Here is a 26,748-nt window from a genome sequence, read left to right as displayed (position 1 = left end):
GACGCCGTGCACACCACGGGACGCGGCCTGAGCTGCCTTCTGTTTCTTGGCTACCTCGACGAGCCGTTTCCACTGCTCATGGTGAGCGGAGGGATCTCGTCCCTCCACCTTGGCCCATATCTCATTGGCCTTGGCCAGACGCTTCTGCAGGTCGAGGCGGTGGTCCTGGCGAGTTGGCTCCAGACCAAGGTTCAGCCACGACTCGATCGTGTGCACCTCGGCGGCATAGGCCTTGACCTTGTGTTGGATCTTTGCCACCTCGATGACGTAGAACTCCATGACGTTGGCCGGACGGTTTTTCGCCGTCTCGACCATGGCATCCATGCATCCGGTGGCTATGACGAGGGCTTGCTCGTAGTCACCATCACGCTTGAGGGCAGCGATCGTCGGCGTCCAGTCACAGATGGCGCGGCCACGGTACCTCGGCATCACCCAGTCATCAGTGGCGTCCGTGGAAGCCGCCGCCGGCGCAGTGTGCGCGATGTCATTGGACGACCTGTCGCCGAGAGCCAGGTCGAGCCACGTGCGTAACCCCATGCGGAGCCTCCTGTCCCGGAACGTCGGGGGTGGGCCGCCCCCCAAGATGCTCAGCCAGGATATTCCGGACCTCCGACAGCACTGGTGGCATGGGCCGGAGTACCAGAGGCACATTCCAGAGATCGCAGAAATCCTCGCGACTGTGCGGCACGTCACCGTTGTCGTGCGGGGACACGTCATGATGTGCAGATCATGACTGTGTCACGATTCCTCGGAACGTGACCAGGAGGACGATGCCGTGAACCCGACCGTCGTCAACAGCGTAAAGCCAGAACTCCTCCTTGACCAACGAGAGCGGCTTGACTGCATGGCATGACGCAAGGGGCAATCAACCAGGCGGAGACTGGAAAGGCCGCTGATACGTCCGTCGTGCTGGATGCTGCGTTTTTTTGGGGGGGAAAAAAGAACCGGAAGGATGACAGTTGACGGGTTGGGGGCCGATGTCGACCCCCAACCCCTCAGTGCTTCATCACTGCGGTGCCTGTTTGCGGGCCTGACGCATGACCATGAGCGATCCGAGCAGACCGAGCACCAGGAAGAGCGCAGAGAACCCGATCGACCATGCCGCCGCGTGTGCAAAGCCAGTCTCGAGGCCGTGGATGACGGCGTCGCGGGAATCACCCAAGGGGCGAATCAACGGACTGTCAGGGGAGGCATTGCGCAACCCCGAAATGGCGGATCCGGCAGAGTCCTCGGTGGCCTGGACCACCTTGTCGAGCACCTTGGCCGGGACACCGCTGATTGAGGACACCGCATCAGGAATGGAGTGGTTCATCGCAGAGCCAAGGGTGGACCCGGCAATCGCGGCACCGAAGGCCGAGCCGAGCTGACGCACCGTCGACTGGGTGGCCGACCCCGCTCCCGAGTGCTCCTTGGGGATGTCATGCAACACCGTTGAGGTGAGCTGAGCCGAGGCCAGGCCCAGACCAATGCCGTAGACCACCAGGGTCAGCACGACGAACCACGTCGATGCCTGGACGCCGACCACCCATGCCAGCAGTCCGACCCCGACAGCCTCCAGAGCCAGTCCGAGAACCACGACCCCAGGGGCACCCATGCGGGCAGCCAGGTGACGGGCAGAGGCCCCGGAGAAGAAAGCCCCCAGCGCCATTGCGGCCAGTACGACGCCGGTGCGCACCGTCGACAGACCGACCGAGTTCACCAGGAACAAGGGCAGCACAAACATCAGCGAGAACTCGCCAATGGCCACCGTTGCGGCGGTGAGGTTACCCCAGGAGAAGGTGCCGACACTGAACAGTTTCAGATCGAGCAGAGCGTCACGGCCGACCTTGGCACGGTGGTTCTCCCACACGATGAACAGCACGATGAAGACCAGACCGATGGCAATCGTCCACGGCACCGGGGACATCGACCAGCTCTCCGGCCATGACCAGCCAAAGACCTTGAGGGTCTCCTTCTTGGTCCACCAGCCGAGGGAGGTGGCCTCGATGAGGCCGAAGACCAGCAGGCCGAAGCCGATGGCCGAGGTGAGCAGGCCGTCGACGTCAACGCCTTTCTCGGCCTGTTTGCCACGAGTTTGCGGCACCCATGCGGCGATTCCCGCCAGGACGAGCAGACCCAACGGCAGGTTGACCCAGAAGATCCAGCGCCAGGAGACGTACTCAGTCAGGACACCGCCCAGAAGTGGGCCCAGAGCGGCCATACCACTCATGACGGCACCCCAGATGCCGAAAGCCGCGGCGCGGTCCTTTCCCTGGAACAGCGAGTTCACCGAGGACAGGGTGGAAGGCAGTACCAGCGCGCCACCAACACCCTGGACAGCGCGCGAGGCGATGAGTGAACCAGAACCTGACGCCGTCGCTGCGAGTAACGAGCCTCCGACGAAGAGCAGCACACCTGCGGCGAAGGTGGTACGACGGCCGACCCGGTCACCCAGACGCCCGGAACCCAGCAGCAGTGCGGCGAAGATCACGTTGTAGATGGCGTTGACCCACTGCGCGTCGGTGAGGCTCAGGTTGAGCGCCGAGATCATCGTCGGCAGGGCGACACCAACAATTGTCCCGTCCAGAATGATGAGTGAGAGCCCGGCGGCGAGGACGGCGAGGGCTTTCCAGCGCCCGGGGAACGGTTGGGCCGGGGTGGCGGTGGAGGCGGCGTCTGTCACGACATTCCTTTCGACCCCACCGACACTACGGAGCATGTGGCCTCGCAGCATCGGCCAAAAGGTTGAAAAACCCTCCGGCACTCAGTCATGGTGACTAGTTCATGAGGCCCGCGACGGTGGCACGTGCTCGTCTCATGCTCATTGGCTGGAATCCCATGACGATGGCCCGCGATCGCATCGCCGGTTCGCTCTGGCACAGGGCCAGGCCGCGGCGAATCAACACCTGTGGTGACTTGCGGTGCTGTCGTAGATCGCGGATGAGACGGCGGGCGAAGTTGAACCAGCGGGGACGGTCCAACCAGATGGGCAGCACCTCCATACCGGCTCGCAGACACGGGTCGAGCAGGTCGAGGGCGAAGATCCCCTCGGCGACGACAGCTGGCGCGTCTCCCACGTTGACGAGGTGAGTGCCGTCAGCCTCGGACTTCGAGATGTCATAGCACGGGGCCTCGACACGCCCCATGGCGGCGAGTTCACCGAGGGCTTCCACAGCCGCTGGAAGGTTCCAGGAGGCGACGTCGTCCCAGTCGACCATGCCGTGCACCCGGGGGAGACCGAGCTCATCATGATCGCGGTAGAAGTCATCAAGGCGCAGTTCGGGCAGCTCCGCCACATGGGTCAGACGGGACTTCCCGGATCCAGAGGGCCCTGCCAGCAGGATGATCGTGCGCGCCACGGCTGTCGATTCTATCGGGATTGCAGATCGGACGTCGGCCCGGCTACCCTTGACGACAACGTTGATCATGATGCGATCAGCGTGCCTTACCACGCAGCGTGCTTTACCACGATCCGCCGCCTCCACCGCCGAACCCGCTGTCACTGGAACTCGATGAGAATCCAGAGCTGGAGCTGGAAGTACTGCTGGGTGACGCCGACATGGAATTGCTCATCTCGTTGATGGTGGAGGCGAGGTCGTGAGTGAAACCGCCCGCCATGAGGGGAATCCACGTTGGCCCGGGATCCCAGTTGCCGGCTGTCTCGAGGCGTGCAGATGTCGAGGTCCACTTCTCAGTAATTCCGAATGCTGCAGCCCAGGGTAGATAGGCCGAAAAGATGTCGAAACCCTCTTCGATCCTGAGCTGGTCGACCTCAATAGTCGAGGCATTGACGGGAACGTCCAGATTGTCGAAAATACGCCAGTTGATCTCGTCAAGGTGGGATGTGGCATTGTTGCGTGTGATAAGCCCGTGGGCCGTATAGGTGATCCGGTACTTCTGCTCTCCGGTAAAGGTGTGTTCGTCCGATCCAATTCGAAGGCTGGCCACCCCGCCGCCGGCAAAGTTCATAGTGGGGTCAGCCCCTGACGGGCTTGACACATGAAAGTCCGTGTAATCGACGTGACGAATATGATCGGGATCGTCAGTGAGTCTTTGCGCAGACACAAAGGTCAGATATGGACCGTGTTTGGGCTGGGTGCCGAAGTCGTATGTGAGGTCGAGAACGACTCCAGCCTTGCCGTCAACCCGTTGTGCGGCCAATCCGAAAAGGTTGACGGTGAGTGGTACCGCAGGCTCAGATTCCGAGGACCTGTGACATCTCCTGACGAAGCGTCGTCATCTGCGCATCGAGGCGTGCTTTGGTGGCTGCCAGGTCAGTCTGGGACTCCTCCGGCGTAGCTCGTGCCTCGAGGTAGCACTTGAGCTTGGGCTCGGTGCCGGAGGGACGGGTTACGACGTGGACGCGAGGCCCATTCAGCTCTATGGCATTCTGCTGGGGAAGCCCGGAACCATTCCTGGGGTCGTTGAGGTCGCACACCTCAACGGCATCGCCGAGCAGGGTGGCTGGCGGCTGGCTGCGAAGACGGTCCATGGCGTCGGAAATGATCGACATGTCCGTGACGCGCACGGCCAGCTGGCTGGTGCGGTGCAGTCCGTGGGCGGCCCAGATCTCGTCGAGTCGCTCGGAGATCGTGGTGCCAGAGGCCTTGAGCTCACCCGCCAGACGCATGATCGTTGCGAGGGCGGTGATGCCGTCCTTGTCCGGCACATGGGAGGGGTCGCAGCAGTAGCCGATGGCCTCCTCGTAGCCGAAGACGAGGCCGGGTACGCGGCCAATCCACTTGAAACCAGTCAGGGTCATGCGGTGCTCGCGTCCTGCTGCCGTGGCCATCCGTCCCAGACAGGTCGACGAGACCACCGAATTGGCGTAGACCCCGTCCAGACCACGTCGCAAGGCGTCGTCACCCAGCAGGGTTCCGAGCTCGTCACCGGTGAGCATCCGCCAGTCACCGTCGATGACGGCGGCAACGGCGCAACGGTCGGCGTCAGGGTCGGAGGCGATGACGACGTCAGCGTCATGCGTGCGAGCTTGGGCGATGGCCAGGTCGATGGCGCCTGGCTCCTCGGGGTTCGGGAAGGCCACCGTGGGGAAGTCCGGGTCTGGGTCGAGCTGCTCGGCGACTCCGATGAACTCCGGCAGGCCGGCCTTCTCCACGAGGCGACGCACGACACGGGTCCCGACACCGTGCATGGCGGTGTAGACCCAGGTGACGTCCGGATTGGCCTTGGTCAGCTCGGCAGCACGGGCGACGTAGGCGTTGATGAGCTCGTCGCCGATGAGTTCGATGTCGTCACCACGTGGGATCGCCGCGACGGGATCGGTCGATACGACCTTGATCTCGTGGGCGATCTCGGTGTCGATGGGAGGCACGATCTGGGAGCCGTCACCCAGGTAGACCTTGTAGCCGTTGTCGGCCGGCGGGTTGTGGGAGGCAGTTACCATGACGCCGGCGACCGCGCCGTAATGCTTGATGGCGAAGGCGGTCACCGGGGTCGGGATGGGGGAGTCGGCCAGCAGAGCGTGGAATCCGGCCCCCGCCATGATCTCGGCGGTGTCGCGGGCGAAGACGTCGGAGTTGTGCCGGGCATCGAAACCGATGACCACCGACCCCTCCTTCTCGCCGTGGGCACGCAGCCAGGCCGCGAATCCAGCAGCGGCCCGCTGGACGACGACGCGATTCATCCGGGATGGGCCGGGGCCGAGAGCGGCACGCAGGCCAGCGGTACCGAAGGTCAACGGGCCGGAGAAGGCCGACTCAAGGGCCTTGACGGCTTCGCAATCACCGGACTGGGCGCGGGTGAGCAGGTCGGACAGTTCGGCGCGGGTGACCTCGTCAGGGTCCTGGTCGAGCCAGGACTGGACCTCGGCGACGAGTTCGGGGGACAGGCCCTCGGGTTGTGTGGTGATCATGGTTCCTCGACAGTGTGGGGTGGATCAGATGGCAGCCGTGATGTCAGCGAGCAGGTTTGCCAGACGGGGAGCGGCCTCCTTGCCGGCGGCAATGACCTCGGCGTGGTCGAGAGGAGCGTCGGTGACACCAGCGGCGTGGTTGGTGACCAGGGACAGACCCAGCAGGTCGATTCCTGCTTCCCGGGCGGCAATGGCCTCCAGGGCGGTCGACATGCCGACGAGGTCGGCACCGATGGTGCGAGCCATGTGGACCTCGGCGGGGGTCTCGTACTGGGGGCCGCGGAACTGCGCGTAAACGCCGGTTGGGGTGCCCGGAGCCACCTTTTCGACGACCTCGAGCAGGGTCGGGGTCCATGCCGTCGACATGTCGATGAAGGTGGCGCCACGCAGCGGGGTGGCACCGGTGAGGTTGATGTGGTCACGAATGGCGACGACGGTTCCAGGACCCCAGGCCGGGTCAAGGCCTCCGCAGCCATTGGTGAGGATCATCGTGCTGGCGCCCAGGGCCGCGACAGTGCGCACTCCATGGACAACCGGCTCGACTCCACGTCCCTCGTAGAAGTGGGTGCGTCCGGTCAGAACGACGGCGGTCTTTCCGGTGGGCAGTGTGACAGCAACGAGGTCGCCGCCGTGTCCGGCAACGACCGGTGCCGAGAATCCAGGCAGCTCGCCGAGAGGGATCCGTCCACGGGTCTCGCCGAGGTGATCAACTCCGGCAGACCAGCCCGAGCCGAGCACCAGGCCCATGTCGACGCTGGTGAGCGAGAGGCGGGAACAGATGGCATCGGCAGCATCGCGGGCGATGGCCTGGGGGTCGGTGAAATCCGGTGTCGTCATGGGGTCAACCCTAGAGGTTTTCACCGACTCGGGCGCGAATCCCCGGCCCATTGTCAGCTGGTGTCCGAGTCCGGAGGGGTGGCGTCGATACGTGTGCTGAATCAGTCGCGTGGTCGAGGTGAGCAGTTTCTCTCATGTCAGCAGAAAGTCCGCCACGGCTGAATGAATGCGGCCATGACCTCCATGATGGCCACATGGAAAGGGCCTGGGGATCAACCGCAGGATCAGAAGTCGTCGAAGAGGGCGGAGAACAGTCCCAGACCCACCAGGCCGAGACCACCGACGGCCAACCCGCTGATGACCGGGTCGGACTCGTAACGGCGGTAGTAGCCCTGGACCCACGGCGCATAATCCGGGCCAGCCTGCCAGTAGGGCAGCTGGGCGCCGTTGACGTCGACGGTACGGATCCACGGGGAGCGTCCCTGTTGGATGCGCTGGGCGTCGGCTGCGCAGGCCGGAACCTTGCGCGCAACTCCGCCGTCAGGGGAGTACATGACGTCAGTGGTCGACGGGCCGTGAGCCGGGTCGAAGAAGCACGGTGGACGCACCTCGGGAATTGGCTCTCCATTGGCGCGGGCCTGCACGCAGGCGATGGCGTGACGACCCTCCTCGAGGGTCTCGGTGACGAGCGGGATCGAGCGGGTGCCCTTGTCCTGGGCCATGAGCGTCTTGGCGCGGTCGTAGCAGTCCAAGGCCATGCTCCAGTCCTTGCGGCCCTCGACCGACACCTCCTTGCCGATCATCTCCATGTCAAGATCGCGCAGGGCCTCACCGAAGGTGGTGACGTCCTCCTCGGTCTCCTGACGCATCTGCGAGACCTTGGCCTCGATGGCCTTGGCACGCCGGGCCTCCACCTCGCGGGACTGACGCTGGGCGCGCATCAGGGACGCCATCGTTGCCACAAATCCCACGAAGAACAGCAGGAAGAGCAGGAGGTCACCGGACATGGTCACCAGAATGCCCTGTGAAACGGACACTCACAAGAAGAATCACGCTGCACATTTCACTCATCGACGATCTCACAGATGACCTCGCCCGAGGCGACCGTCGAGCCAACCGCGGCGTTGAGGTTACGGATGACGCCAGAGCGATGGGCAGCCAGGGGCTGTTCCATCTTCATGGCCTCCATGACGACGATCTGGTCGCCCTCGTTGACCTGCTCTCCCTCGACGACATTGACCTTGACGATGGTTCCCTGCATCGGGGAGGCCACCGAGTTGCCGGTTGCCGAGGTGTGGCGTCCGGCGCGGTTGCGACGGGTGGGGCGACGAGACTTCGTACTCGGTGCCTGACGGGCGCCGTGCAGGGAGGCCGGGATGCGTACCTCGACGCGCTTTCCGTTGACCTCCACGACGACCTCGCGAGGGGGCTCGGTGTCCGCGGACTCTCCCAAGGACCCGGTGTAGGGCTCGATCGTGTTGTCGAACTCGGTCTCGATCCAGTCGGTGAAGACGCCGAAGTGGCCGTCGACCGCGGTGAAGGCAGGATCCTTGACGACCGCGCGGTGGAAGGGGATGACCGTCGGCATGCCGTCGATGACGATCTCGTCGAGGGCTCGGGCAGCGCGGGCCAGGGCCTGCCCGCGGGAGTCTCCCGTGACGATGAGTTTTCCGATGAGGGAGTCGAAGGCTCCCGGAACAGTCATGCCGGAGTGGTAGCCCTCGTCAACCCGGACACCGGGGCCATACGGTGCCTGCCACGACGTCAGGGTGCCAGGCGCAGGCATGAACCCCATGCCGGGATCCTCGGCGTTGATGCGGAACTCGAAGGAGTGGCCGCGCAGTGTCGGATTCTCGGGCTCGAGGTGGCCACCCTGGGCCACGTGGAACATCATCTGCACCAGGTCGACCCCGGCGACTTCCTCAGAGACAGGATGCTCCACCTGTAGACGGGTGTTGACCTCGAGGAAGCTGATGGTCCCGTCCAGACCGACGAGGAACTCGCAGGTTCCGGCTCCGACGTACCCGGCCTCCTTGAGAATGGCTCGGGAGGACTCGTAGAGACGGCTCAGCTGCTCGTCACTGAGGAATGGCGCCGGGGCCTCCTCGACGAGCTTTTGGTGACGACGTTGCAGGGAGCAGTCACGGGTCGAGATGATCTGCACGGTGCCGTACTGGTCGGCGATGCACTGAGTCTCGACGTGACGCGGCTTGTCGAGGTAGCGCTCCACGAAGCACTCGCCGCGTCCGAAAGCAGTGACGGCCTCGCGTACGGCCGACTCGTAGAGGTAGGTGACCTCATCCATGGAACGGGCGACCTTGAGGCCGCGGCCACCACCACCGAAGGCGGCCTTGATGGCGATCGGCAGGCCGTGTTCCTTGGCGAACTCGACAACCTCCTCCGGGCCGTCGACCGGGTCGGCGGTGCCGGGAACGAGGGGAGCACCGACCTTCTGGGCGATGTGACGGGCCTGAACCTTGTCGCCGAGGACCCGAATGGCCTCCGGGGGAGGGCCGATCCAGATGAACCCGGCGTCGATGACGGCTTGGGCGAAGTCGGCGTTCTCGGAGAGGAATCCGTACCCGGGGTGGATCGCGTCGACCTCGGCGCGACGAGCGACGTCAAGGATCTTGTCGACGTCGAGGTAGGTCTGGGCAGGGGTCACGCCGTTGAGGGCGAAGGCCTCGTCGGCAAGCTTGACGAACAATCCCTCGGAGTCAGAGTCCGCATAGACAGCCACGCTCGTGATACCGGCGTCCTTGGCGGCACGGACGACGCGCACCGCGATCTCGCCACGGTTTGCGACGAGTACCCGCTTGATGGTCCTGTCCACGGTTCCTCCGATCGGCTCTCGGGGCGGGGTGCCCTCACGGCGAGTCTAAAGGGTCAGAGTTCGTCCTCTCGTCACTGTCCATGTGTTCTCGCCCTTGACAATGCTGCGTCGACCTCGCGTGGTACATCCGGAAGATCCGATGGCACCAACCCGATCTGGTGGCAACTCCTGCCCGCAGAACCGGGATCGCCATCACAAATGCGGCGCGAGCTCGTCGTGGATCCGTGAGGATGGCGCACCTGACCGCTACCCTGACAATCATGGCGACACCGCAGTTCATCGTGGACCTCAGACGGCACATCGGACATGACCCGTTGTGGCTGTCAGGCAGTAGCGCGGTGGTCGTGCGCCAAGGACCGCGCGGACCCCAGGTGCTGCTCGTCAAACGTGCTGACACCGGGGCATGGACCCCGGTCTGCGGAATCATCGAACCGGGGGAGAGGCCTGATGAGGCCATCCTTCGCGAGGTTCGGGAGGAGACCGGCGTGGAGGCGGAAGTCGTCCGGCTGGTACGGGTCAATGTCGCCTCCCCGATTACCTACCCCAATGGCGACCGCTGCCAGTTCCTCGATCATGACTTCCTGTGCCGGTGGGTCAGTGGCGAACCTCGAGTGGGTGACGACGAATCCAGCTGTACGGGTTTCTTCGGCGTCAATGACCTGCCCGAGATGTCCCCGCATCATCGTCGACGTATCGAGGCCGCACTACACCCCTCTGACGACGTGGTCTTCAGCTCGGATGCAGACATCGACGGCGCCGACCGTGACGAGACCCCATGAGCCTGCCCCAACTCTCCTCCCGCGTGTGGCGGCACGGGAAGGTCGTTGCCGAATCGGTGCCCCTGGACACTCTGAGTGACGAGCTCGCCAGTGACCAGACGCTGATCTGGTACGACCTCACCGCTCCCGATCGCGAGGACATCGACATCCTTGCCGACGAACTCGATCTGGAGTTCCACACCGTCGAGGATGCCGAGGCTCCCGGCGAGCGTCCGAAGGTCACCCGCTATCCCGATCATCTCTTCCTGACGACTTACGCCGCGACCATCGGCGAGACGAATGACCCCAACAGTCGCATCATCATCTCCCGGGTATCTGTGTGGGTGTTCGAACATGGCGTCGTCAGTGTCCATCGCGACGACCTGCCCGAGATCGAGGAGGTGCTCAATCGCCTTGACGCCAACCGCGATCTGGTCTCGAACGGGCCGATGGGTATCGTCCATGCCATTCTTGACGTCCTCGTCGACGGTCATTTCGACACCGTCCAGCACCTGGACGACGTCGTCGAACTCGTTGAGGATCAACTCTTCGACGACTCGATCGACACCCAGCGGGTGCAGTTGCGGGTCTACCGGCTGCGCAAGGAGCTGGTGCAGTTTCGTCGAGTCGTGCTCCCGATGCGCGAGATCGTCTCGACGATCAGCCGTCCGAGCAGGGAAGCCGTGGCTGTTCCCCGGGTCCTCGAACCGTACTTCAACGATCTGTACGACCACTCCATGCGCGTCTCGGAATGGTCCGATTCCCTGCGGGACCTCGTCGCGACGATCTTCGAGACGAATCTGTCCATCCAGGACGCCAAACTCAACACCGTCATGAAGAAGTTGGCCGGGTGGGCTGCCATCATCGCCGTCCCGACCCTCATCACGGGGTGGTTCGGACAGAACGTTCCCTTCCTGGGCGACGGCCGACCACTGGGGTTGTGGATCTCGGTCGGGCTCATCACCGTGTCGAGCCTCGTGCTGTACCTGGTTTTCCGTAAGGAAGACTGGATCTGAGGAGACCAATAGGCGTCTGACAGTGCAGAACTCTTGTCCTCAGATTGCATCAATTGGGTAAGGCCGCTTATCGTATCGGCACATGTGAGACGCCCCGCGGCCGGACAGATCGTGCTGGCCGCCGACGACAAGCTCGCGGCCTACGCGCAGAGTGCGGTGAACGACATCCTCGACGGCTTGATTCCCAGTCGGCTCGGTTCTGCCGCCCATGCCTGGCCAGCGGCCAGCGGGGGCTGCATGTGCCCTCCTGCAGGGTTTTCGACTTTGCCCGGTCGACACGTCGGCGTGGTCGACCGGGGCCCTCGCGCACCCGTGGTTGGCCGGGTCTCGGAGAATGAAGGGCTAATAGTGAGTATTCCCTCACCCGGTGTGCACTCAAAAGGGAGCCTGACCCGGTTCTCCGGACACTGATTCTGAGGTGATGGTGGCCTCAGGGAAGGAGCTCGTGATGCCTGTTGCGAAGTCGCCGGAGTTCCGGCGTCGTGCCTCGGAACTGGCCGACCAGGGCGAGCCGGTGCGAAGAACCTGGCCGGATCGGGTCCTGTAAGAAATTCTCTAACTAGCCGAGAAGCGCGCTTTCGCTGGGGCTGGTCTCAGGCGGCGATATGGATCGTAGCTCCTGCCACGCGGAAGGCTTCTAGGGCCGCGTCAGGTGCGTCTGGGGTGGTGACGAGATCGTCGATGTCGTCGATCTGCCCGAATCGGAAACTGGAAGTTCTGGACAGTTTGTCGCCTGTGACGGCCAGGATAGTGCGGCTCGTGGAATGAAGGATGGCTCGTTTCACTTGGGCGTCCTGGTGGGTGGTGACGGTGAGGCCATTGCCGGGTGCCGCGGAGCACGCGCCCACGACGGCGATGTCGGCGCGGAATCCGTCCAGGGCCTGCAGGCATGAGGCGGCTTCGTAACGGAGGCTCTCCGCCATGACTGTGCCACCTGGTGTGGCGACCGTAGCTGTCCCGGCAGCGGCGAGGGGCAGGGCTGCACGCAACGAGAGACACAGTGCCGTCACGGGTTGGCCTCGTAGGGCCTCGGCCACGGCCGCCATGGTCGAACCGTTGTCGATCACCACCGCCATATCGTCATCAACCAGATCTGCGACGGCACGGGCGATGGAAGCCTTGCCCCCGGCGTTCTCGGCAGCCCGCAGCGAGTACGGCATCGGTGCGCCCCGCAATGCCACCGCCACGGCCCCACCGTGGACCTTGCGGAGCTGCCCGTGGCCTTCCAGGTCGGTGAGGTCGCGCCGGATCGTCGCCGGGGACGCCCCTGTGAGCTCGACGAGTGAGTCCACGGAGATTGGGGACGGGCCCAGCGCCCTGATGATCATTCTCTGACGAAATACTCGTTGCACATGATTATTTCATCACAGATGCTGGAGTCATGACACATCTGTGGAACCGAATCTGGGCCGTACTCACCACACGTGGGATGACTGTCACGGCGAGCGTGTGCCGCCAGTTGAACGGCCAGGCAGGGGATGACCATGGCGCGTGACGCGCTGCTCATCGGGATCCGGGCGGTTCTACTCGTCATGGACGGAACGTTGGTGGATTCCACCGAAGCCGTGGAGTCCATCTGGACCGCATGGGCACGTCGCAACGGCATCGTTCCCGCTGATGTGTTGGCCTACTGCCATGGCAGGGACGTGGCCTCAACGGTCGCGCACTTCCTGCCCCAGCTGTGCCAGGAAGAGGTCCGGGCGATGGCCGCCGACCAGCTCGATGCCGAATGCACACAGCTGGGCACCGTGAGACCCGTCACCGGAGGCCACGAGCTTGTCGGTTGGCTCGAAGGCCGCTCGATGACATGGGGCGTCGTCCCCAACGCTCCCTGTCGGCTCGCCCTCGCCCGGTTCGGCGCAGCGGGCTTTGCTCCGTCCCTGTTGGTCACGTTCGAAGACGTCGAGCACGGTAAACCGGCCCCCGTCGGGTACATCCAGGGCAGCCAGCGTTGTGGGGGCCGTTCTTGCCCATACTCTGGCCGTCGAGGACTCCGAGCCGGGCCTTGCAGCAGCACGCGCTGCCGGGATGGTCGTCGCGGCCGTGGGAGGACGCACCGACGCCGACCTGGTGTGCCACGACCTCCACGACCTGCGCAACCGATTCGTTGGAGCCATCCAGTGACAGCACTGAGATTCCCCCGGCCGTGAACGTCCGCGTCTTGCAAGCTCTCGGCGAGGAGGCAGTGCTGAACAGGCACCACACCAGCGAGCCTTCGCCGCGGCAAGGGGCAGAACGATGGCCGCTGAGCATCGTGCTGATGCCACCACCTGAAGCCACTCAGGCACTGGACTCCCTGACCCAGACAGCGGTGGATCTAGCCGGCCCCACACACCTCCGCAGCGGCGCCCAAGGTTGCGCACACATCACAATCAGAGCCTTGGAAAACCGACGACCCGTACCACCTGGAGATCCCCTCGCTATGAGGTGCGCACGCGCGTTGGACCGAGCCTGTGCCCAGCACCCTCCCCTCACCATGAGACTCGAACAACTCGTGCTGACACCCGGTGGCGTCCTCGCCGTCCTTGATCCGACCGGCGGGGATGCAGACCAGTTCCGAACGCATACCCTCGGCCGCGAACTCGGCCCCGACGCCCACAGAGAAGGACCCATCAGTCAGCGAGACCTCTGGTACGCGTCACTGCTCCATTTCCGCGGACCAATTCTCCAACCCCACGAGCTGGTCACCTGGGTCCGATCGCATCCAACTTCCACCGCATGGACCTTCCCAAAGGCGACCCTGTGCACCTACCGAACTACCACAACCGCCATGCTCCCCAACACCATCCACACGGCAGCCTTCCGACAAGTTTTATGACCGCGCTGGTCGAGTTGGCGGCACAGCCGCCTTGGTGCGGTTATCAAGTGCCCCAACCCGTAGGTTTCAGAGTGTCCTACAAACGGTGTAAGTGGCTCCGGGCCTTGACCTCGGGTTGTGGGAATGTGGAATCCAGCATGGGCTGGAGGAAACGAGATGATCAGGACCATGGCCAGGAAGAATTACTCGATGAAGTTTTCGTCAGCCGGCCGTTGACTTGTAAGAGACCACCCCGGACGCGACGTTGAAGCAGGTCGCCGCTGACCTGCGTCGTCCGGGGAACGCTCGCGTTGTGGGTCGAGGACGTGGGCAACAGGGTGCGGACGAACAACGCGACGGCGCAGCCCCCGAGGCTAGGGTGGACCACAAGCGCGTCGCGCAGGTGATGCGTGCCCAGGGGATCCGGCGTCGCCGGGTTCGCACCACGGTCCCCCTCGCCCGAGAGGTGCCACTTCCTGACGAGAGTGAGGATGATGTCTTGACACGGTGGATGGTCGCCGAAGTCATAGAAGCCAGGGGGCGTCTCGAATTCATGGTGCTGGCTATGCGCGAACCGGAAGTAGCCTAACTTGTGAAGGTCTGGCAAGACCGATACGTAGCGCACTTCGAGGCGAGGGGGTACCGGCACTCCGGGGCGCAGGCCGCTATGCGACTCCTCACGGGGGCATCCCTTGAGGACCTTATGACACGTGTAGCCCCCAAGTAACTCAAAGGACCGTGGACGAACCGGAAGGGACCTACTGACGAGGTCATGTCGACGGTCAGGTCACTGTCGATCGAGCATCTGGCCGCTCCCCGCGACATGCGCATCCCGGTCAGCCAGATCGGACACGCTGATTGCCGCATACTACTTCATCCCACCTGAGGTGACGGGTCAATGACGAGTCCTGACGCCGCCATGGGCGGTTCCGTCAATTTCAAACGGTGTCGTGGTCACTCCCCGGCGGGCCTGGACGGGTAAAATAACCTCGGGGGCTTCGCCAACCTAACGGACGACTTGGAGTCCAAAATCTTCGCGGCCTTCCCCACTGTTACCGTAGTCTGGCCCAGCCACGGTGGCGCCACTACACGCGGGGCCGAGCGGCCCCGCCATGCCGAGTGGTCGGGCACGCAGCTGGTAACCATATCGTTACCCTCCAGCACCACCTCTGCGTAGAGTGGCGACTATGAGCGATTGGATAACCATCCTTGGGGGCGCAGTTGCGGGCGGGGCCACGTCCCTGGGCGTAGCGAGCTGGCAGCGGTTCTCCGGGCGACGCGACAGGCTCGCCGATCTGCGGCTCGATTTGGTGCGGCGACTCGCTCGCGACAAGGGAGGTCCGGAGCTGGCGTCCGCCCTGAATGAGGTACCCGTTGTCTTTGGCCACGACGAGCGTGCTCTACGACTCTATCGAGCTTCCGTGCCTGGCAAGGATGGACGAGCAGACACAGATCGGGTGGAGGATCTGATTGTCTACTTGGCCCAGGCCGTGGGGCTGGGCAAGGTCGATGCCGCTGACCTTCGCAGCGGGTTTGCCTCGCCCCGTAGGCCCGTTTGACAACCTGTCTGAGCGTCTGGATTTACTCTGGGCATGCAGCCCCGCTGAGCTTGCGTGGCAGCGGGAGCCAGTTGCTGTTGTGGTGCCTGCCGGGAGCTGGCCGGTCGGCCTAGGTGTCTTCACCCCGAAAGTTCGGCGTTGACTGGCCGATCGCGCCGGGCGGAACAGGTGTTCCGCGTTGATGCAATGAACAACGCGACCAGCCAGCAGGCGATCCGGTTGCGATCAGGTCCGACCAAGTCCCAGCAGGTGGATCAGGCGGTGAGCGTGACTTACTGACCTTGCTCGGGCGGGTGATGCCGTTGTCTTGATATTCCGCCACCACTTCCTACCCGTTGTGCTCGGCGTCCTTGAGCCCGACCTTCAACTGTTGCTGGACGTTCAGCGCTTGGCCGCTTAGGTATTGGGAGATACGAGTGTAAAGGGCAGCTCGGACAGCCATGCGCCCAATGTACTCTTTAAGCTCTTCCGATGTTCCCAACATGACCGGGCAAGACTCCTAGACTGGCCGACGTGACGAAGATTGCACTAGCCATTGCCGGGTCCGAGGCCTCCGGTGGCGCCGGAGCCCAGACCGACCTCAAGACCTTCCACCAGCTCGGGGTGTTCGGATGCACGTCCCTGACCTGCATCGTCTCCTTCGATCCCGACAACGACTGGGGACACCGATTCGTGCCGGTCGATCCGCAGGTCATTCATGATCAGATCGAGGCCGCCGTCGCCGTCCACGGCCAGATCGACGCCGTCAAGATCGGCATGCTCGGTACCCCGACGACCATCGGCGTCGTCGCCGAGGCCTTGGAGGCCTACAAGTTCCCCAAGGTTATCCTCGACCCCGTCCTCATCTGCAAGGGCCAGGAGACGGGTGCCGCCCTCGACACCGACAACGCCCTGCGCGAGCAGATCCTGCCGCATGCCGACGTCATCACGCCGAACCTCTTCGAGACGCAGACCCTCGCCGACGTGGACGAGATCACCTCGGTCGAGGCCCTCAAGGACGCTGCCAAGAAGATCGGTGACCAGGGAGTTCCGGTCGTCATCGCCAAGGCCGGCACCCTGTTGAACACCGGCACCGCCCTGGACGTCTACTACGACGGCCACGACTGCGAGGTCCTCGAGGTTCCCGCCGTCGGTCAGGAGCGTGTCTCCGGTGCTGGCTGCACGCTGGCTGCCGCGATCACCGCGGAGATCGCCAAGGGAGCCAGTCCGCTGGACGCCGCTCGCACCGCCAAGCAGGTCGTCGTCTCGGCCATCGAGAATCGGATGCACGGCAACGCCCCGTTCGACTGCGTCTACCAAGGTAATTACCGAGCCTGATCATTCATGACTTGACCCCGGCGGATATCCGCCGGGGTCAAGTCATGTCTCGATCCGTCATGATCACAGAAGTTGGGGGTCAGCGTCGGAAGACCGGACGCACTGACAGCTCCTCGATCATGGCCTCGGGGCTGGCCTCCAGGGCCGCGCGGACGGTGACGGCGACGGACTGTGGCCGCAGGTGCTCGGCGGCGTCGTAGGGACGTCCGGCTTGGGCCTGCAGTTCCACCTGCATGTCGGTGTCGACACGACCGGGGTGGATTGACGTCACCCGTACGACACCACGCTCCTCCTCACGCAGGGCATGTGTGAGGGCACGCAAGGCGTACTTCGAGGCCGCGTAGACGCCGCCGCCAGCCGGGGTCCGCAAGAAACCAGATCCTGAATTGATCATGACGATGTCGCCATGGCTGGCCCTCAGCAGGGGCAGCACGAGGTGAGTGAGGTCGGCGACGGCGACGACATTGATCTCCAGCACTCGACGCCACTCCTCACGGCTCTGAGCTGCGATCTCACCGGGAGACGCGGCACTCACCCCGGCGCTGTTGACGAGAACATCGAGACTGTCCAGCTGAGACACGGCCGCCGCAGTGGCCTCCTCGTCAGCCAGATCGACGACGAAGGGGGAGGCGTCAGGCAGTTCAGAGACCACCTTCTCGACGGCCTCGCGGTGGCGTCCTCCCACGATGATGTGGTGGTCTCGCCCTAGTTCCTCGGCGATCGCCCGTCCGATCCCGCGCGTCGCCCCGGTCACGAGGACTTTCTTGGTGTGCTGGTCGTTGTGTGAAGTTTCCGACGTCGTGGGGGGTTCCATGACGCAACCGTACTCGTCTTGCCAGCGAGCAATCCCGGGTTGTGGTTGGCTACCGTCATGGCAGAAGGCACGTGCGATGTCAGATCCGAAGTCGGGCGGTTGCGGACCGTCATCCTGCATCGCCCCGGCGACGAATTGCGCAGACTGACGCCGCGCAACAACGACAAGCTCCTGTTCGATGCGATGCCCTGGGTCGATCAGGCCCAGCGTGACCACGACGTTTTTGCGTCGATCCTCACAGACCGCGGCGTTGAGGTTCTCCTGCTCGGAGATCTGCTGCGCGAAACCCTCGACGACGACGTTGCCCGTCACCAGGCTGTTGACGATCTACTCGCTGATCTGCGGTACGGCGACGGGTTGCGAAGCTACCTGTGTCAACGCCTGTCGGAGCTGTCCAGTGACATGTTGGCGAAGGTGCTCATGGCCGGCCTGTCCAATGGTGAACTGGCCACCGTCGAATCCGTCGCGCCCCGCAGCCTGGTGACGAGCCTGCTGGCTCCCGAGGACTTCATCATCGACCCGCTCCCGAACCTGCTCTTCACCCGCGATTCCAGTGTCTGGGTGGGTAACCATCCGGCCGTGACATCCCTGACGATGCCGGCACGGCGCCGCGAAACCCAGCTGACCGACCTCATCTACCGTCACCATCCAAGATTCCTGGGACACAGCGACTGCTATGGCTGGCGGCTGGAGAACCTGGAAGGTGGGGATGTCATGCATCTGGGGGAGCAGGTCATGGCGATTGGTGTGGGGGAGCGAACCACCCCGTCGGGGGCTGAGCGTCTTGCCCGCACCGCCTTCGAGCTGGGAGTGGCTCACACCGTCCTGGCCGTGCCGATTCATCAGCAGCGCGCCACCATGCACCTGGACACGGTGTGCACCATGGTTGACGTCGACGCCGTCGTCATGTACCCCCAGATTGCTGACAGCTTGACGGCTGTTCCGCTCACTCCTGACGGAGACGACATTCGTATCGGCGAGCCTGCCCCGTTCCTGACGGCTGCTGCCGAGGCCATGGGGATCGACCGGATGCGTGTCATCGACACCGGCCTCGACCCCGTGACTGCCGAGCGCGAGCAGTGGGATGACGGTAACAACACCCTGGCGTTGGCACCGCGCGTGGTGGTGGCCTACGAACGTAACACGAACACCAACGCCCGTCTGGAGGCCGCCGGCATCGAGGTGCTGACGATTCCGAGTTCAGAGTTGGGATCGGGCCGCGGTGGTCCGCGCTGCATGTCGTGCCCAGTGCTGCGCGACAAGCTGTGAGGCGGGATCGCGATAGCATCACCGAAATGAGATCCGCAGCAGCGCTTGCAGTGACGGCACTGCTCGTCGTGACAGGGTGCGCTCCCTCACACGAGGGAGCCGTACCAAGCCCAGTTTCTGCATCCGCCACCCCGGTTCCTGCCGATGCGGACACCCTCGCGGACCTGGGGTGTGACCATGGTCCCCGAAACTTCCGGCTGCCCAAGGGCCTGGCTGTCACCTTGCGAGTTGATCACGTCAACAACGTCACCCTGCTCACGAAGCCAGATACGTCGGGCAGAGTCCACGACTTTCTGGCCGACAACCTGTCGGCGTCAGGGTTCACGGTGACGGGAAATGCCAACGGGTCCCTCACCTTCGTCTCAAATCGCGCTGATACGAAGGGATGGAGTGGAGCGTTCACCAGCTCCGACGAGGCCGCCGGGTTGACCCTGCGACACGGCTGAGCGTCACTCCCGCGCGCCAGTGACGCTCAGGTCGGCACGAGCTCAGGCCAGGTGGCCACCCTCCGGACCATTCCACAGCGACGACCATTCGACGTCGAGGTCCATGAGCATCTGGCGCAGCAAGGGTAGGGAGAGTCCGGTGACATTGTGCGGGTCACCGTTGATCCGGGTGATGAAGGCACCGCCCAAACCGTCGATCGTGAACGCCCCGGCCACCTTGGCGGGTTCGCCACTATCCACGTAGGCGTCGATCTCGGCGTCAGTGAGATCTGCGAAGGTGACGACGGTTTGGCCGACGCGGGTCTGATCGCGGATCTGACCGTTCTCGATGACGGTGACATGGTGTCCGCTGACGAGGACGCCCTGGTGACCTCTCATCCGGCGCCACCACTGCCGGGCGCGCTCGGCAGTGTGTGGTTTGCCGAGAATGCGGCCGTCAAGGTTGAGAACGGAATCGCAGGCCACCACGATCATTCGGTCCGCGGAGTACTCCTCAAGGATTCCGGACTCGATGACGGAGTGGGCCTTGAGGCGGCACAGCCTCGCCGTCATCGTGACGGCGTCCTCCCCGCGAAGACGGCTCTCATCAGCCCCCGACGCAATGACGACGGGTTCGATACCCGCGGAACGCAGTATCTGCAGCCGGGCTGGGGATTTCGACGCAAGAACGAAACACGTGGCCATGTCAGTAGCGTCGCAGGGACCCTCGCCAGGCCGCTTGCCCGGGCATGAATGGCTCGCGGATGGTGCGCCAATAGGACTTCCAACCGAAAGCGATCGGTCGGTCGTCGGGCACATAGGCGTTCGGGCCCGGACGGGTGAGCTCGGTCAGCACTGCGACGAGGGCGCCGAGCTCCTCGTCGGTGAGATGCCCTTTCGTGACTTTGATCGGATCATCGTCCATGGCGTGCCCACTCACAGCGGGATGTTCCCGTGCTTCTTGGGAGGTAGCGCCTCGCGCTTCGTGCGCAGCAGACGCAGGGTGCGGATGACCGAGGCGCGGGTCTCGTGCGGGTGGATGACCTGGTCGATCCAGCCTCGCTCAGCCGCCTGGTACGGGTTCGACAGGGTCGTCTCGTACTCGTCGACGAGCTCCTTGCGCTTGGCCTCCGGATCGGGATCGGTGGCCAGGGTGCGGCGGTGCAGGATGCTGACGGCTCCCTCGGCACCCATGACAGCGATCTGGGCCGTGGGCCAGGCGAGGTTGACGTCGGCACCGAGGGTCTTTGACCCCATGACGATGTAGGCGCCGCCGTAGGCCTTGCGGGTGACGACGGTCAACAGCGGCACCGTGGCCTCAGCGTAGGCGTAGATGAGTTTCGCGCCGCGTCGAATAATGCCGTCATGCTCTTGCTCCACGCCGGGCAGGAATCCGGGGGTGTCGACGAAGGTGAGCACCGGGATGTTGAAGGAGTCGCAGGTCCGGACGAACCGGGCAGCCTTCTCGGAGGCGTCGATGTCGAGAGTGCCGGCGTTGACCATGGGCTGGTTGGCGACGATGCCGATGACGCGGCCCTCGATGCGTCCGAATCCACAGATGACGTTCGGGGCGAAGAGCTCGTGGATCTCCAGGAAGGTGTCCTCGTCGAGCACGGTCGTGATGATCTCGTGCATGTCGTAGGGATGGTTCGCGGAATCCGGGATGAGGACGTCCAGCTTGCGGTCATGATCGGTGATCGTCAGGTCAGCCTCGCCGTCATCGTAGAACGGCGGATCCTCCAGGTTGTTCTGCGGCAAGTAGCTGACGAGGTCGCGGACGAACTCGAGGGCGTCGTCCTCGTCATTGGCCAGATAATGGGAGTTGCCCGACTTCGTGGAATGGGTACGGGCCCCTCCCAATTCCTCGAGGGAGACGTCCTCGCCGGTGACCTGCTTGACGACAGCTGGGCCGGTGATGAACATCTGGGAGGTCTGATCGACCATGACGATGAAGTCGGTCAGGGCGGGGGAGTAGACGTGACCGCCAGCTGCGGCGCCCATGATGATGGAGATCTGGGGAATGACGCCCGAGGCCCTGGTGTTGCGACGGAAGATGTCGCCGAACCGGGCCAGCGAGGCCACGCCCTCCTGAATACGAGCACCGCCGCCCTCATTGATGCCGATGAGGGGACAGCCCGTCTTGACGGCGAAATCAATGATCTTGCAGATCTTCTCGCCGTAGACCTCGCCCAAGGATCCACCGAAGATCGTGACGTCCTGGCTGAACACACAGACCGGACGACCATGGATCGTACCGACACCGGTGATGACACCGTCGGTGTAGGGACGTTTGCGTTCCATGCCGAAGTTCGTCGAGCGGTGACGAGAGAACTCGTCGAGCTCGGTGAAGGAATCCTCGTCCAGCAGCCGCAGAATGCGCTCCCGGGCGGTCATCTTTCCGGCGGCGTGCTGCTTCTCGATGGCCGAGGGGGATGCGGCATTGACGGCCTCGTCGATCCTCCGACCAAGGTCGGCGATCTTTCCTGCCGTGGTGTGGATGTCGATCTCCATGGGCCGAGACTATCCATCACAGGCGACAAGCGTGGTGTCGGGCCGCTTCCCGGGACGGAGGGTGGATAGTCTGTGCGGGTGCCTTCCACACCTGCTGCCATTGCTGATCGCGTCGTCGAACTTGCCGGGAACACCATGTTCACCGGGCCGCGCGGGGGAGGGGTTGCGTGCGTCGACTCCACCGGCTCGACCAACGCTGACATGGCCGCCTTCGTCCGCGCCGGAGGGACCTCGTTTCGCCTCCTCGTTGCTGATCACCAGGATGGTGGCCGAGGACGTTTCTCACGCAGTTGGCACGATGTCCCGGGAACGAGTCTGGCGATCTCTGCCCTGGTGCCCAATGATCGTCCCGCCCAGGACTGGGGCTGGCTCTCGATGGTGGCCGGACTCGCCGTTGTTGAGGCCATCGAGGAGGTCGGCGGGGCCGATCGCTCCCGGGTGACGTTGAAGTGGCCCAATGACGTCCTGGTGGATCTTGGCGCCGATCATGGTGGCAAGGTGTGCGGGATCCTGTCGGAGTGTGTCGATGGACCGGCGGGTCCACACGCCGTCATCGGGATCGGGATCAACGTGTCGATGGGGATCGACGAGCTGCCCGTCCCGACGGCGACCTCCCTGGCGTTGTGCGGGTTGAACCACGACAAGAACGAGTTGTTGGCCAGCTTGCTGGTCCACCTCGACGAGTTGCTGACGGTGTGGCTGGGGACCGGAACCGTGCGGGATCAGTACGTGGCGCGATGCGACACCATCGGTGCCCCGGTGCGACTGACCTTTGACCCGGAGATCATCGGTGGAGGTGACGAGGCTGTCGACGGTGTCGGCGTCGACGTTGATGTCAACGGTGCCATCGTGGTGGAGACCTCGCAAGGACGTCGCAGCTTCAACGCGGGAGATGTCACCCATCTGCGCACCAGGTGAGTTCCACCACGGCCCCCTGAATGTCCCGACCACCTAGACTGCTGACCATGACGACCCACATCCTGGCTCTTGGTGGCGGCGGTTTCTCGATGTCGAACCGTGGTGAGCCCACCGCTCTCGACCGTCACATCCTTGACCTGTCCGGAAAGTCCTCGCCCCTGGTGTGTTTTGCCCCCACCGCGGCAGCCGATGACCCGGTCTACGTCAATCGTTTTCTGGCCGCTTACTCGGTGCTGGGTGTGCGGACCATGGTGCTGACCCTGTGGCAGGGGGCGGCGGAGTCGGTGGAACGCCTTTCCCGGGCCGACGTCATCGTGTCAGGCGCTGGTTCGGCTGCCAACCTCATGGCGCTGTGGCGGATGCACGGTGTCGACCACGTCATCCGCCGCATGACCTCGTCACAGGATGACGTCGTGCTCGCCGGGGTGGCCGCCGGTGCGGCGTGCTGGTTCTCCGGCTGTCTGACTGACGCCTTCGGTGACCTGCGTGCCTGGCGAGGTGGCATGGGTTTGCTCGACGGGTCGTTCTGTCCCCACTTCGACGGCGAGTCGGAACGTGCCCCGATCTATGCCCAGTCGGTTGCCAACGGAGTTCTTCCCGCCGGTTACGCGGTTGATGATGGAGCGGCGATCCACTTCGCCGACGGTGAGTTCTCCGGCGCGGTTGCCGAGCGTGAGGAGGCCACGGTCTCGAGGTTCTCCGCATCCGAGGAGCCGACGTCGTCGGGAGTTCTGCGCGAGGAGCTCGACGTCACCGTGCTATTATGACCTCCCACGGCTGCTGCTGGAAGCTGTCACCGTATTCGTCGCCGTCATAGCGCCCGTCGGTCAGGTCAGCGAGGAGGTCCGCCACCCGGCGGGCACCCGGGACGTCATTGAGGACCATCTGGTCCGACGGGGTGGTGAGGACGAGTTTCCCGCAACCCATGATCCGATCGAACACGCCCGCCTGCCAGGACACGTCAACAAGGCTGTCGATCATCACGTCGTGACCTCGCCTGACCACGACGCCATGACGCAGCATCACGCGTCGATCGGTGACCGTCATCGTCGTGGTGAACCACTTCAACCACGGGACGACGGTGCCGACGAGGATGAGTGCGGCTGCGATGGCCGCGACGATCGGCCAGTACTGGGCTCGCATCTCGACCGTCATGAGTCCGAGCAGGGCAGCAGCCCCGACGACTGCCACGAACCCGACGACGACGGGCCAGGACAGCGCCTTGGCGTGACGACGAGAGTGCACCAGCACCGTCTCGCCATGATTGCGCCGCAGCGGCTGTCCGACTCGCACCATGGTTCCAGTATGGACGACCTCGCACTGTGAACGAGTCACGTGCGGGCGGTCTGTGTCCCGGAAGTCCTGCTGGATGTCCACATCAACGTCGAGAGTGTCCACTTCCCCTCGCCGCACTGGCCTTCTCGCCTGCCGCGGCCCCGCTGGGAACGGACGTGTGTCTGCCGACCTTCGTCCAGATGACCCACGATCTGGACACCACCTCGGCGACGGTCCAGCTCACCTTGACGTCGTTCATGATCGGCATGGCTGTCGGTCAGCTCTTCGTCAGGTACACCCTGGTTTTCTCGATCGGGGTCGGAGCCCTCTTCGCCCACGTCTCGACATCCCCATACGTGTTGCAGCAGCTCGGGTTGTCGTCCAAGCTCCATGCCGTGGCGTTTGTGATCAATTCGATGATGATTGCCGTGTCGTCGTTGGTGGATGTGCGGTTGGTACGTCGTTTCCACGTCCGCAACATCCTGCATAGGGCCTGCGGCACCATCTGCGTCACGACGATTGTCCTGCTCCTCAGCGGTGTCTTGACCCTGGCCTGTCTGGCCCTGACACGTCGGTCCTGAAGGCCTTGCCCGGTCAGCTTCGGCCACCTGCCCCGCAACGCTCGTGGAGAATCCGGGAAAACAGGTGCACTCCGCCTGCTGGGGTGGCAGCAGCCTTGTATCCTTTCGGCTTGGCCACGGGCGATCGTTGTCAACGCCAGGTCGGCCTTCGACGTGACCCCGATACGTGAGCGATCCGGCGGGCACATCCACGGGTGGAAGATCCGGGAGGACAGCTCTCCCGCGGTTCTGTGTCCGGTGGCCGTTACGATGAGGGTCGTGACCTCCTACACCATTGGAATTATTGGCGGCGGGCAGCTTGCCCGCATGATGCACCAGGCTGCGATCGGGTTGGGGGTGCGCACCCGCCTGCTGGCCTCCGACCCTGACGAGTCCGCGGCCCAGGTGATGTCTGACGTCGCCGTCGGCTCCCATCTCGACCACGACGCCGTGATGGACTTCGCGGCGGGGTGTGACGTCGTCACCTTTGACCACGAACACGTGCCGACCGTCCTCGTCGAGGAGATGGAACAGGCCGGGTACGCCGTGCGCCCAGGGGCGGCTGCCATGGTCCACGCTCAGGACAAGGTCGTCATGCGTGAGTTCATGGAGAAGGAGGGATTCCCGAACCCGGCCTGGAAGGTCTGTGACGCCCCCGACGATCTCGTCGCCTTCGGTGAGAAGCACGGCTGGCCCGTCATCGCCAAGACGTCTCGCGGCGGTTACGACGGCAAGGGAGTATTCAAGATCGACGGTCCCGGCGATGCCGGGGAACCCTTTGAGGCTGCCGGCGGACTGGCCGACGGCAAGCAGCCAATTCGTATCCTCGCCGAGGAGTTCGTCGACTTCCGTCGTGAACTGTCTGCCGTCGTCGTTCGCTCCCCATCGGGCCAGGGAGCCGCCTACCCGGTCACACAGACCATCCAGCGTCACGGGGTTTGCGCCGAGACGATCAGCCCGGCACCGGACATGTCCTCGGACCGCCAGGTGGAGCTGCAGACCATGGCTCTGGACATTGCTGGGCGCCTCGATGTCGTCGGAGTCCTCGCCGTCGAGCTCATGGAGCGCGAGGATGGTTCCGTCGTCGTCAACGAGCTGGCCACCCGACCCCATAACACCGCCCATTGGACCATTGATGGCGCGCAGACGAGCCAGTTCGAGAACCACATGCGAGCCGTGCTCAACCTTCCTCTCGGTTCACCGGCCCTGACCACTCCCGTGGTTGTCATGGCCAATGTCCTCGGCGGGTCCGAGGAGGACCTGACCGGGGCTCTGCAACACTGTTTCGCTCGTGACCCGGAACTGCGCGTCGAGTTGTACGGGAAGTCCGTGCGACCCGGCCGCAAGGTCGGTCACGTCACCTGCCTCGGTGACGACGTCGAGACGACTCGTCGCCGAGCGCACCATGCTGCCGCCTACCTCATGGGAGAACACGATGCCTGAGACCACCGTCAACAGCCGCAAGCCGCGTTGCGACACCAAGGTTGGGACAGCGGCCGGGACCGCACACCGGATGGCGGGTGACACCATGGGCCCGCAGGTGTCGATCATCATGGGTTCGGACTCCGACTGGCCGACGATGGAGCCCGCCGCCCAGGTGCTCACCGACTTCACCGTGGGATTCGAGGCGGACGTCGTCTCGGCCCACCGCATGCCCGAGGACATGGTCGAGTTCGGCCGTGGCGCCCACGAGCGCGGTATCAAGGTCATCATCGCCGGTGCCGGTGGTGCTGCCCATCTGCCCGGTATGGTTGCCGCGCTGACCCCGCTGCCGGTCATCGGAGTGCCGGTTCCGCTGGCCCATCTCGACGGCATGGACTCCCTGCTGTCCATCGTCCAGATGCCTGGTGGTGTACCGGTGGCGACGGTCGGTGTCGGTAATGCCAAGAACGCCGGTCTGCTGGCCGTGAGGATTCTTGCCGCATCGAATCCCGAGCTGTGCGACGCCATGGTCAAGTACCAGACCGAGCTGCACGACATGGCGGCCGCCAAGGGGGAGAAGGTGCGCACCCACTCGCGCCCCTGAGCGAGTCATCGATACGCGGATGGCCCCGAACTGTTGCGGTCC

At 64.2% G+C, this 26,748-nt stretch carries 25 protein-coding genes and 1 pseudogene; 13 read left to right on the top strand and 13 right to left on the bottom strand.

Features of this window, described 5'->3' with window-relative positions; all coding sequences use genetic code 11:
• Positions 1–1,006: 1,006 nt before the first annotated feature.
• The 7 genes from ACSJJT_RS07910 to ACSJJT_RS07880 form a co-directional block, all read right to left on the bottom strand.
• Positions 1,007–2,662: an MFS transporter gene (locus ACSJJT_RS07910; RefSeq protein ID WP_435917789.1), complete on the bottom strand. Its 1,656-nt coding sequence runs from the start codon at positions 2,660–2,662 to the stop codon at positions 1,007–1,009.
• A 94-nt stretch (positions 2,663–2,756) separates the two neighbouring features.
• Positions 2,757–3,407, bottom strand: coding sequence for a uridine kinase family protein (locus ACSJJT_RS07905; RefSeq protein WP_435917787.1), 651 nt, complete (start codon positions 3,405–3,407; stop codon positions 2,757–2,759).
• A gap of 34 nt (positions 3,408–3,441) precedes the next feature.
• Positions 3,442–4,140 carry a DUF2207 domain-containing protein gene (locus ACSJJT_RS07900; protein WP_435917785.1) on the bottom strand — a complete coding sequence of 233 codons (699 nt, stop codon included), beginning with the start codon at positions 4,138–4,140 and terminating at the stop codon, positions 3,442–3,444.
• 34 nt (positions 4,141–4,174) lie between these two features.
• Positions 4,175–5,851 carry a phospho-sugar mutase gene (locus tag ACSJJT_RS07895; RefSeq protein WP_435917783.1) on the bottom strand — a complete coding sequence of 559 codons (1,677 nt, stop codon included), beginning with the start codon at positions 5,849–5,851 and terminating at the stop codon, positions 4,175–4,177.
• Between the two features lie 24 nt (positions 5,852–5,875).
• Positions 5,876–6,688: a purine-nucleoside phosphorylase gene (locus ACSJJT_RS07890; RefSeq protein WP_435917782.1), complete on the bottom strand. Its 813-nt coding sequence runs from the start codon at positions 6,686–6,688 to the stop codon at positions 5,876–5,878.
• A 224-nt stretch (positions 6,689–6,912) separates the two neighbouring features.
• Positions 6,913–7,635, bottom strand: a complete 723-nt coding sequence (locus ACSJJT_RS07885; protein ID WP_435917781.1) for a hypothetical protein — start codon at positions 7,633–7,635, stop codon at positions 6,913–6,915.
• Positions 7,636–7,691: 56 nt separating this feature from the next.
• Positions 7,692–9,461: an acetyl/propionyl/methylcrotonyl-CoA carboxylase subunit alpha gene (locus ACSJJT_RS07880; RefSeq protein ID WP_435917780.1), complete on the bottom strand. Its 1,770-nt coding sequence runs from the start codon at positions 9,459–9,461 to the stop codon at positions 7,692–7,694.
• A 260-nt stretch (positions 9,462–9,721) separates the two neighbouring features.
• On the opposite strand from ACSJJT_RS07880, the gene ACSJJT_RS07875 reads away from it, so the two are divergent.
• Together ACSJJT_RS07875 and ACSJJT_RS07870 are read left to right on the top strand one after the other, a co-directional pair.
• Positions 9,722–10,240, top strand: coding sequence for an NUDIX hydrolase (locus ACSJJT_RS07875; RefSeq protein WP_435917778.1), 519 nt, complete (start codon positions 9,722–9,724; stop codon positions 10,238–10,240).
• Entirely contained in the window at positions 10,237–11,235 is a 999-nt protein-coding gene (locus tag ACSJJT_RS07870; RefSeq protein ID WP_435917777.1) for a magnesium transporter CorA family protein, read from the top strand. The genes ACSJJT_RS07875 and ACSJJT_RS07870 overlap by 4 nt, the downstream gene beginning before the upstream one ends.
• 593 nt (positions 11,236–11,828) lie before the next feature.
• Here the strand turns inward: ACSJJT_RS07870 and ACSJJT_RS07865 are convergent.
• Complete coding sequence (locus ACSJJT_RS07865; protein ID WP_435917776.1) at positions 11,829–12,563, bottom strand: DeoR/GlpR family DNA-binding transcription regulator; 735 nt, start codon at positions 12,561–12,563, stop codon at positions 11,829–11,831.
• 204 nt (positions 12,564–12,767) lie between these two features.
• Between ACSJJT_RS07865 and ACSJJT_RS07860 the strand changes: the two are divergent.
• From ACSJJT_RS07860 to ACSJJT_RS07845, 4 genes and pseudogenes are all read left to right on the top strand, one after another.
• A pseudogene (locus ACSJJT_RS07860) lies at positions 12,768–13,359 on the top strand (HAD-IA family hydrolase).
• Positions 13,360–13,711: 352 nt separating this feature from the next.
• Positions 13,712–14,053, top strand: coding sequence for a hypothetical protein (locus ACSJJT_RS07855; RefSeq protein WP_435917775.1), 342 nt, complete (start codon positions 13,712–13,714; stop codon positions 14,051–14,053).
• A gap of 1,166 nt (positions 14,054–15,219) precedes the next feature.
• Positions 15,220–15,591, top strand: coding sequence for a hypothetical protein (locus tag ACSJJT_RS07850; RefSeq protein ID WP_435917774.1), 372 nt, complete (start codon positions 15,220–15,222; stop codon positions 15,589–15,591).
• A 513-nt stretch (positions 15,592–16,104) separates the two neighbouring features.
• A complete protein-coding gene (locus tag ACSJJT_RS07845; protein ID WP_435917773.1) occupies positions 16,105–16,908 on the top strand; it encodes a hydroxymethylpyrimidine/phosphomethylpyrimidine kinase in 804 nt (267 codons plus the stop codon).
• Between the two features lie 79 nt (positions 16,909–16,987).
• Here the strand turns inward: ACSJJT_RS07845 and ACSJJT_RS07840 are convergent, their stop codons facing one another.
• Positions 16,988–17,722: an SDR family oxidoreductase gene (locus ACSJJT_RS07840; protein ID WP_435917772.1), complete on the bottom strand. Its 735-nt coding sequence runs from the start codon at positions 17,720–17,722 to the stop codon at positions 16,988–16,990.
• A 57-nt stretch (positions 17,723–17,779) separates the two neighbouring features.
• On the opposite strand from ACSJJT_RS07840, the gene ACSJJT_RS07835 reads away from it, so the two are divergent.
• Together ACSJJT_RS07835 and ACSJJT_RS07830 are read left to right on the top strand one after the other, a co-directional pair.
• Positions 17,780–18,991, top strand: coding sequence for an arginine deiminase (locus ACSJJT_RS07835; protein ID WP_435917771.1), 1,212 nt, complete (start codon positions 17,780–17,782; stop codon positions 18,989–18,991).
• 26 nt (positions 18,992–19,017) lie between these two features.
• Positions 19,018–19,437 carry a hypothetical protein gene (locus ACSJJT_RS07830; RefSeq protein ID WP_435917770.1) on the top strand — a complete coding sequence of 140 codons (420 nt, stop codon included), beginning with the start codon at positions 19,018–19,020 and terminating at the stop codon, positions 19,435–19,437.
• A gap of 42 nt (positions 19,438–19,479) precedes the next feature.
• Here ACSJJT_RS07830 and ACSJJT_RS07825 read toward each other — a convergent pair whose 3' ends face one another.
• The 3 genes from ACSJJT_RS07825 to ACSJJT_RS07815 are packed head-to-tail and all read right to left on the bottom strand — an operon-like array spanning position 19,480 to position 21,927.
• Positions 19,480–20,121, bottom strand: a complete 642-nt coding sequence (locus ACSJJT_RS07825; RefSeq protein ID WP_435917769.1) for a Maf family protein — start codon at positions 20,119–20,121, stop codon at positions 19,480–19,482.
• A gap of 1 nt (position 20,122) precedes the next feature.
• Complete coding sequence (locus ACSJJT_RS07820) at positions 20,123–20,356, bottom strand: acyl-CoA carboxylase subunit epsilon (RefSeq protein ID WP_435917768.1); 234 nt, start codon at positions 20,354–20,356, stop codon at positions 20,123–20,125.
• On the bottom strand, positions 20,353–21,927 hold the full coding sequence (locus ACSJJT_RS07815; protein ID WP_435917767.1) for an acyl-CoA carboxylase subunit beta: 1,575 nt from the start codon (positions 21,925–21,927) through the stop codon (positions 20,353–20,355). Before ACSJJT_RS07815 ends, ACSJJT_RS07820 begins: the two co-directional genes overlap by 4 nt.
• A 78-nt stretch (positions 21,928–22,005) precedes the next feature.
• On the opposite strand from ACSJJT_RS07815, the gene ACSJJT_RS07810 reads away from it, so the two are divergent.
• Both ACSJJT_RS07810 and ACSJJT_RS07805 read left to right on the top strand, forming a co-directional pair.
• A complete protein-coding gene (locus tag ACSJJT_RS07810) occupies positions 22,006–22,845 on the top strand; it encodes a biotin--[acetyl-CoA-carboxylase] ligase (RefSeq protein WP_435917766.1) in 840 nt (279 codons plus the stop codon).
• A gap of 47 nt (positions 22,846–22,892) precedes the next feature.
• Positions 22,893–23,612: a Type 1 glutamine amidotransferase-like domain-containing protein gene (locus ACSJJT_RS07805; protein WP_435917765.1), complete on the top strand. Its 720-nt coding sequence runs from the start codon at positions 22,893–22,895 to the stop codon at positions 23,610–23,612.
• Here the strand turns inward: ACSJJT_RS07805 and ACSJJT_RS07800 are convergent.
• Entirely contained in the window at positions 23,596–24,141 is a 546-nt protein-coding gene (locus ACSJJT_RS07800) for a PH domain-containing protein (protein WP_435917764.1), read from the bottom strand. The genes ACSJJT_RS07805 and ACSJJT_RS07800 overlap by 17 nt on opposite strands.
• A gap of 179 nt (positions 24,142–24,320) precedes the next feature.
• Here ACSJJT_RS07800 and ACSJJT_RS07795 point away from each other — a divergent pair, with 179 nt between their 5' ends.
• The 3 genes from ACSJJT_RS07795 (at position 24,321) to purE (ending at position 26,706) form a co-directional block, all read left to right on the top strand.
• Entirely contained in the window at positions 24,321–24,701 is a 381-nt protein-coding gene (locus ACSJJT_RS07795; protein WP_435917763.1) for an MFS transporter, read from the top strand.
• Positions 24,702–24,950: 249 nt separating this feature from the next.
• Positions 24,951–26,123, top strand: coding sequence for a 5-(carboxyamino)imidazole ribonucleotide synthase (locus ACSJJT_RS07790; protein ID WP_435917762.1), 1,173 nt, complete (start codon positions 24,951–24,953; stop codon positions 26,121–26,123).
• The gene (purE, locus tag ACSJJT_RS07785) at positions 26,116–26,706 is read left to right on the top strand and encodes a 5-(carboxyamino)imidazole ribonucleotide mutase (protein ID WP_435917761.1); all 591 of its coding nucleotides are present in this window, start codon (positions 26,116–26,118) and stop codon (positions 26,704–26,706) included. Before ACSJJT_RS07790 ends, purE begins: the two co-directional genes overlap by 8 nt.
• The last annotated feature ends 42 nt before the right edge of the window (positions 26,707–26,748 follow it).

The organism is Cutibacterium nasicola (genome assembly GCF_051303185.1).
GTDB lineage: Bacteria > Actinomycetota > Actinomycetes > Propionibacteriales > Propionibacteriaceae > Cutibacterium.
Note: the sequence above shows the minus strand (reverse complement) of the source record. Positions and strands in the feature narration are given on the sequence as shown.

Coding starts and splice junctions, on each gene's coding strand:
- ACSJJT_RS07840 (WP_435917772.1), bottom strand. CDS start 17,722: ATGGAACCCCCCACGACGTCGGAAACTTCACACAACGACCAGCACACC.
- ACSJJT_RS07805 (WP_435917765.1), top strand. CDS start 22,893: ATGACGACCCACATCCTGGCTCTTGGTGGCGGCGGTTTCTCGATGTCG.
- ACSJJT_RS07895 (WP_435917783.1), bottom strand. CDS start 5,851: ATGATCACCACACAACCCGAGGGCCTGTCCCCCGAACTCGTCGCCGAG.
- ACSJJT_RS07870 (WP_435917777.1), top strand. CDS start 10,237: ATGAGCCTGCCCCAACTCTCCTCCCGCGTGTGGCGGCACGGGAAGGTC.
- ACSJJT_RS07795 (WP_435917763.1), top strand. CDS start 24,321: ATGACCCACGATCTGGACACCACCTCGGCGACGGTCCAGCTCACCTTG.
- ACSJJT_RS07890 (WP_435917782.1), bottom strand. CDS start 6,688: ATGACGACACCGGATTTCACCGACCCCCAGGCCATCGCCCGCGATGCT.
- ACSJJT_RS07835 (WP_435917771.1), top strand. CDS start 17,780: ATGGCAGAAGGCACGTGCGATGTCAGATCCGAAGTCGGGCGGTTGCGG.
- ACSJJT_RS07885 (WP_435917781.1), bottom strand. CDS start 7,635: ATGTCCGGTGACCTCCTGCTCTTCCTGCTGTTCTTCGTGGGATTTGTG.
- ACSJJT_RS07855 (WP_435917775.1), top strand. CDS start 13,712: ATGAGACTCGAACAACTCGTGCTGACACCCGGTGGCGTCCTCGCCGTC.
- ACSJJT_RS07850 (WP_435917774.1), top strand. CDS start 15,220: ATGAGCGATTGGATAACCATCCTTGGGGGCGCAGTTGCGGGCGGGGCC.
- purE (WP_435917761.1), top strand. CDS start 26,116: ATGCCTGAGACCACCGTCAACAGCCGCAAGCCGCGTTGCGACACCAAG.
- ACSJJT_RS07815 (WP_435917767.1), bottom strand. CDS start 21,927: ATGGAGATCGACATCCACACCACGGCAGGAAAGATCGCCGACCTTGGT.
- ACSJJT_RS07865 (WP_435917776.1), bottom strand. CDS start 12,563: ATGATCATCAGGGCGCTGGGCCCGTCCCCAATCTCCGTGGACTCACTC.
- ACSJJT_RS07875 (WP_435917778.1), top strand. CDS start 9,722: ATGGCGACACCGCAGTTCATCGTGGACCTCAGACGGCACATCGGACAT.
- ACSJJT_RS07800 (WP_435917764.1), bottom strand. CDS start 24,141: ATGGTGCGAGTCGGACAGCCGCTGCGGCGCAATCATGGCGAGACGGTG.
- ACSJJT_RS07825 (WP_435917769.1), bottom strand. CDS start 20,121: ATGGCCACGTGTTTCGTTCTTGCGTCGAAATCCCCAGCCCGGCTGCAG.
- ACSJJT_RS07790 (WP_435917762.1), top strand. CDS start 24,951: ATGAGGGTCGTGACCTCCTACACCATTGGAATTATTGGCGGCGGGCAG.
- ACSJJT_RS07830 (WP_435917770.1), top strand. CDS start 19,018: ATGAGATCCGCAGCAGCGCTTGCAGTGACGGCACTGCTCGTCGTGACA.
- ACSJJT_RS07905 (WP_435917787.1), bottom strand. CDS start 3,407: ATGATCAACGTTGTCGTCAAGGGTAGCCGGGCCGACGTCCGATCTGCA.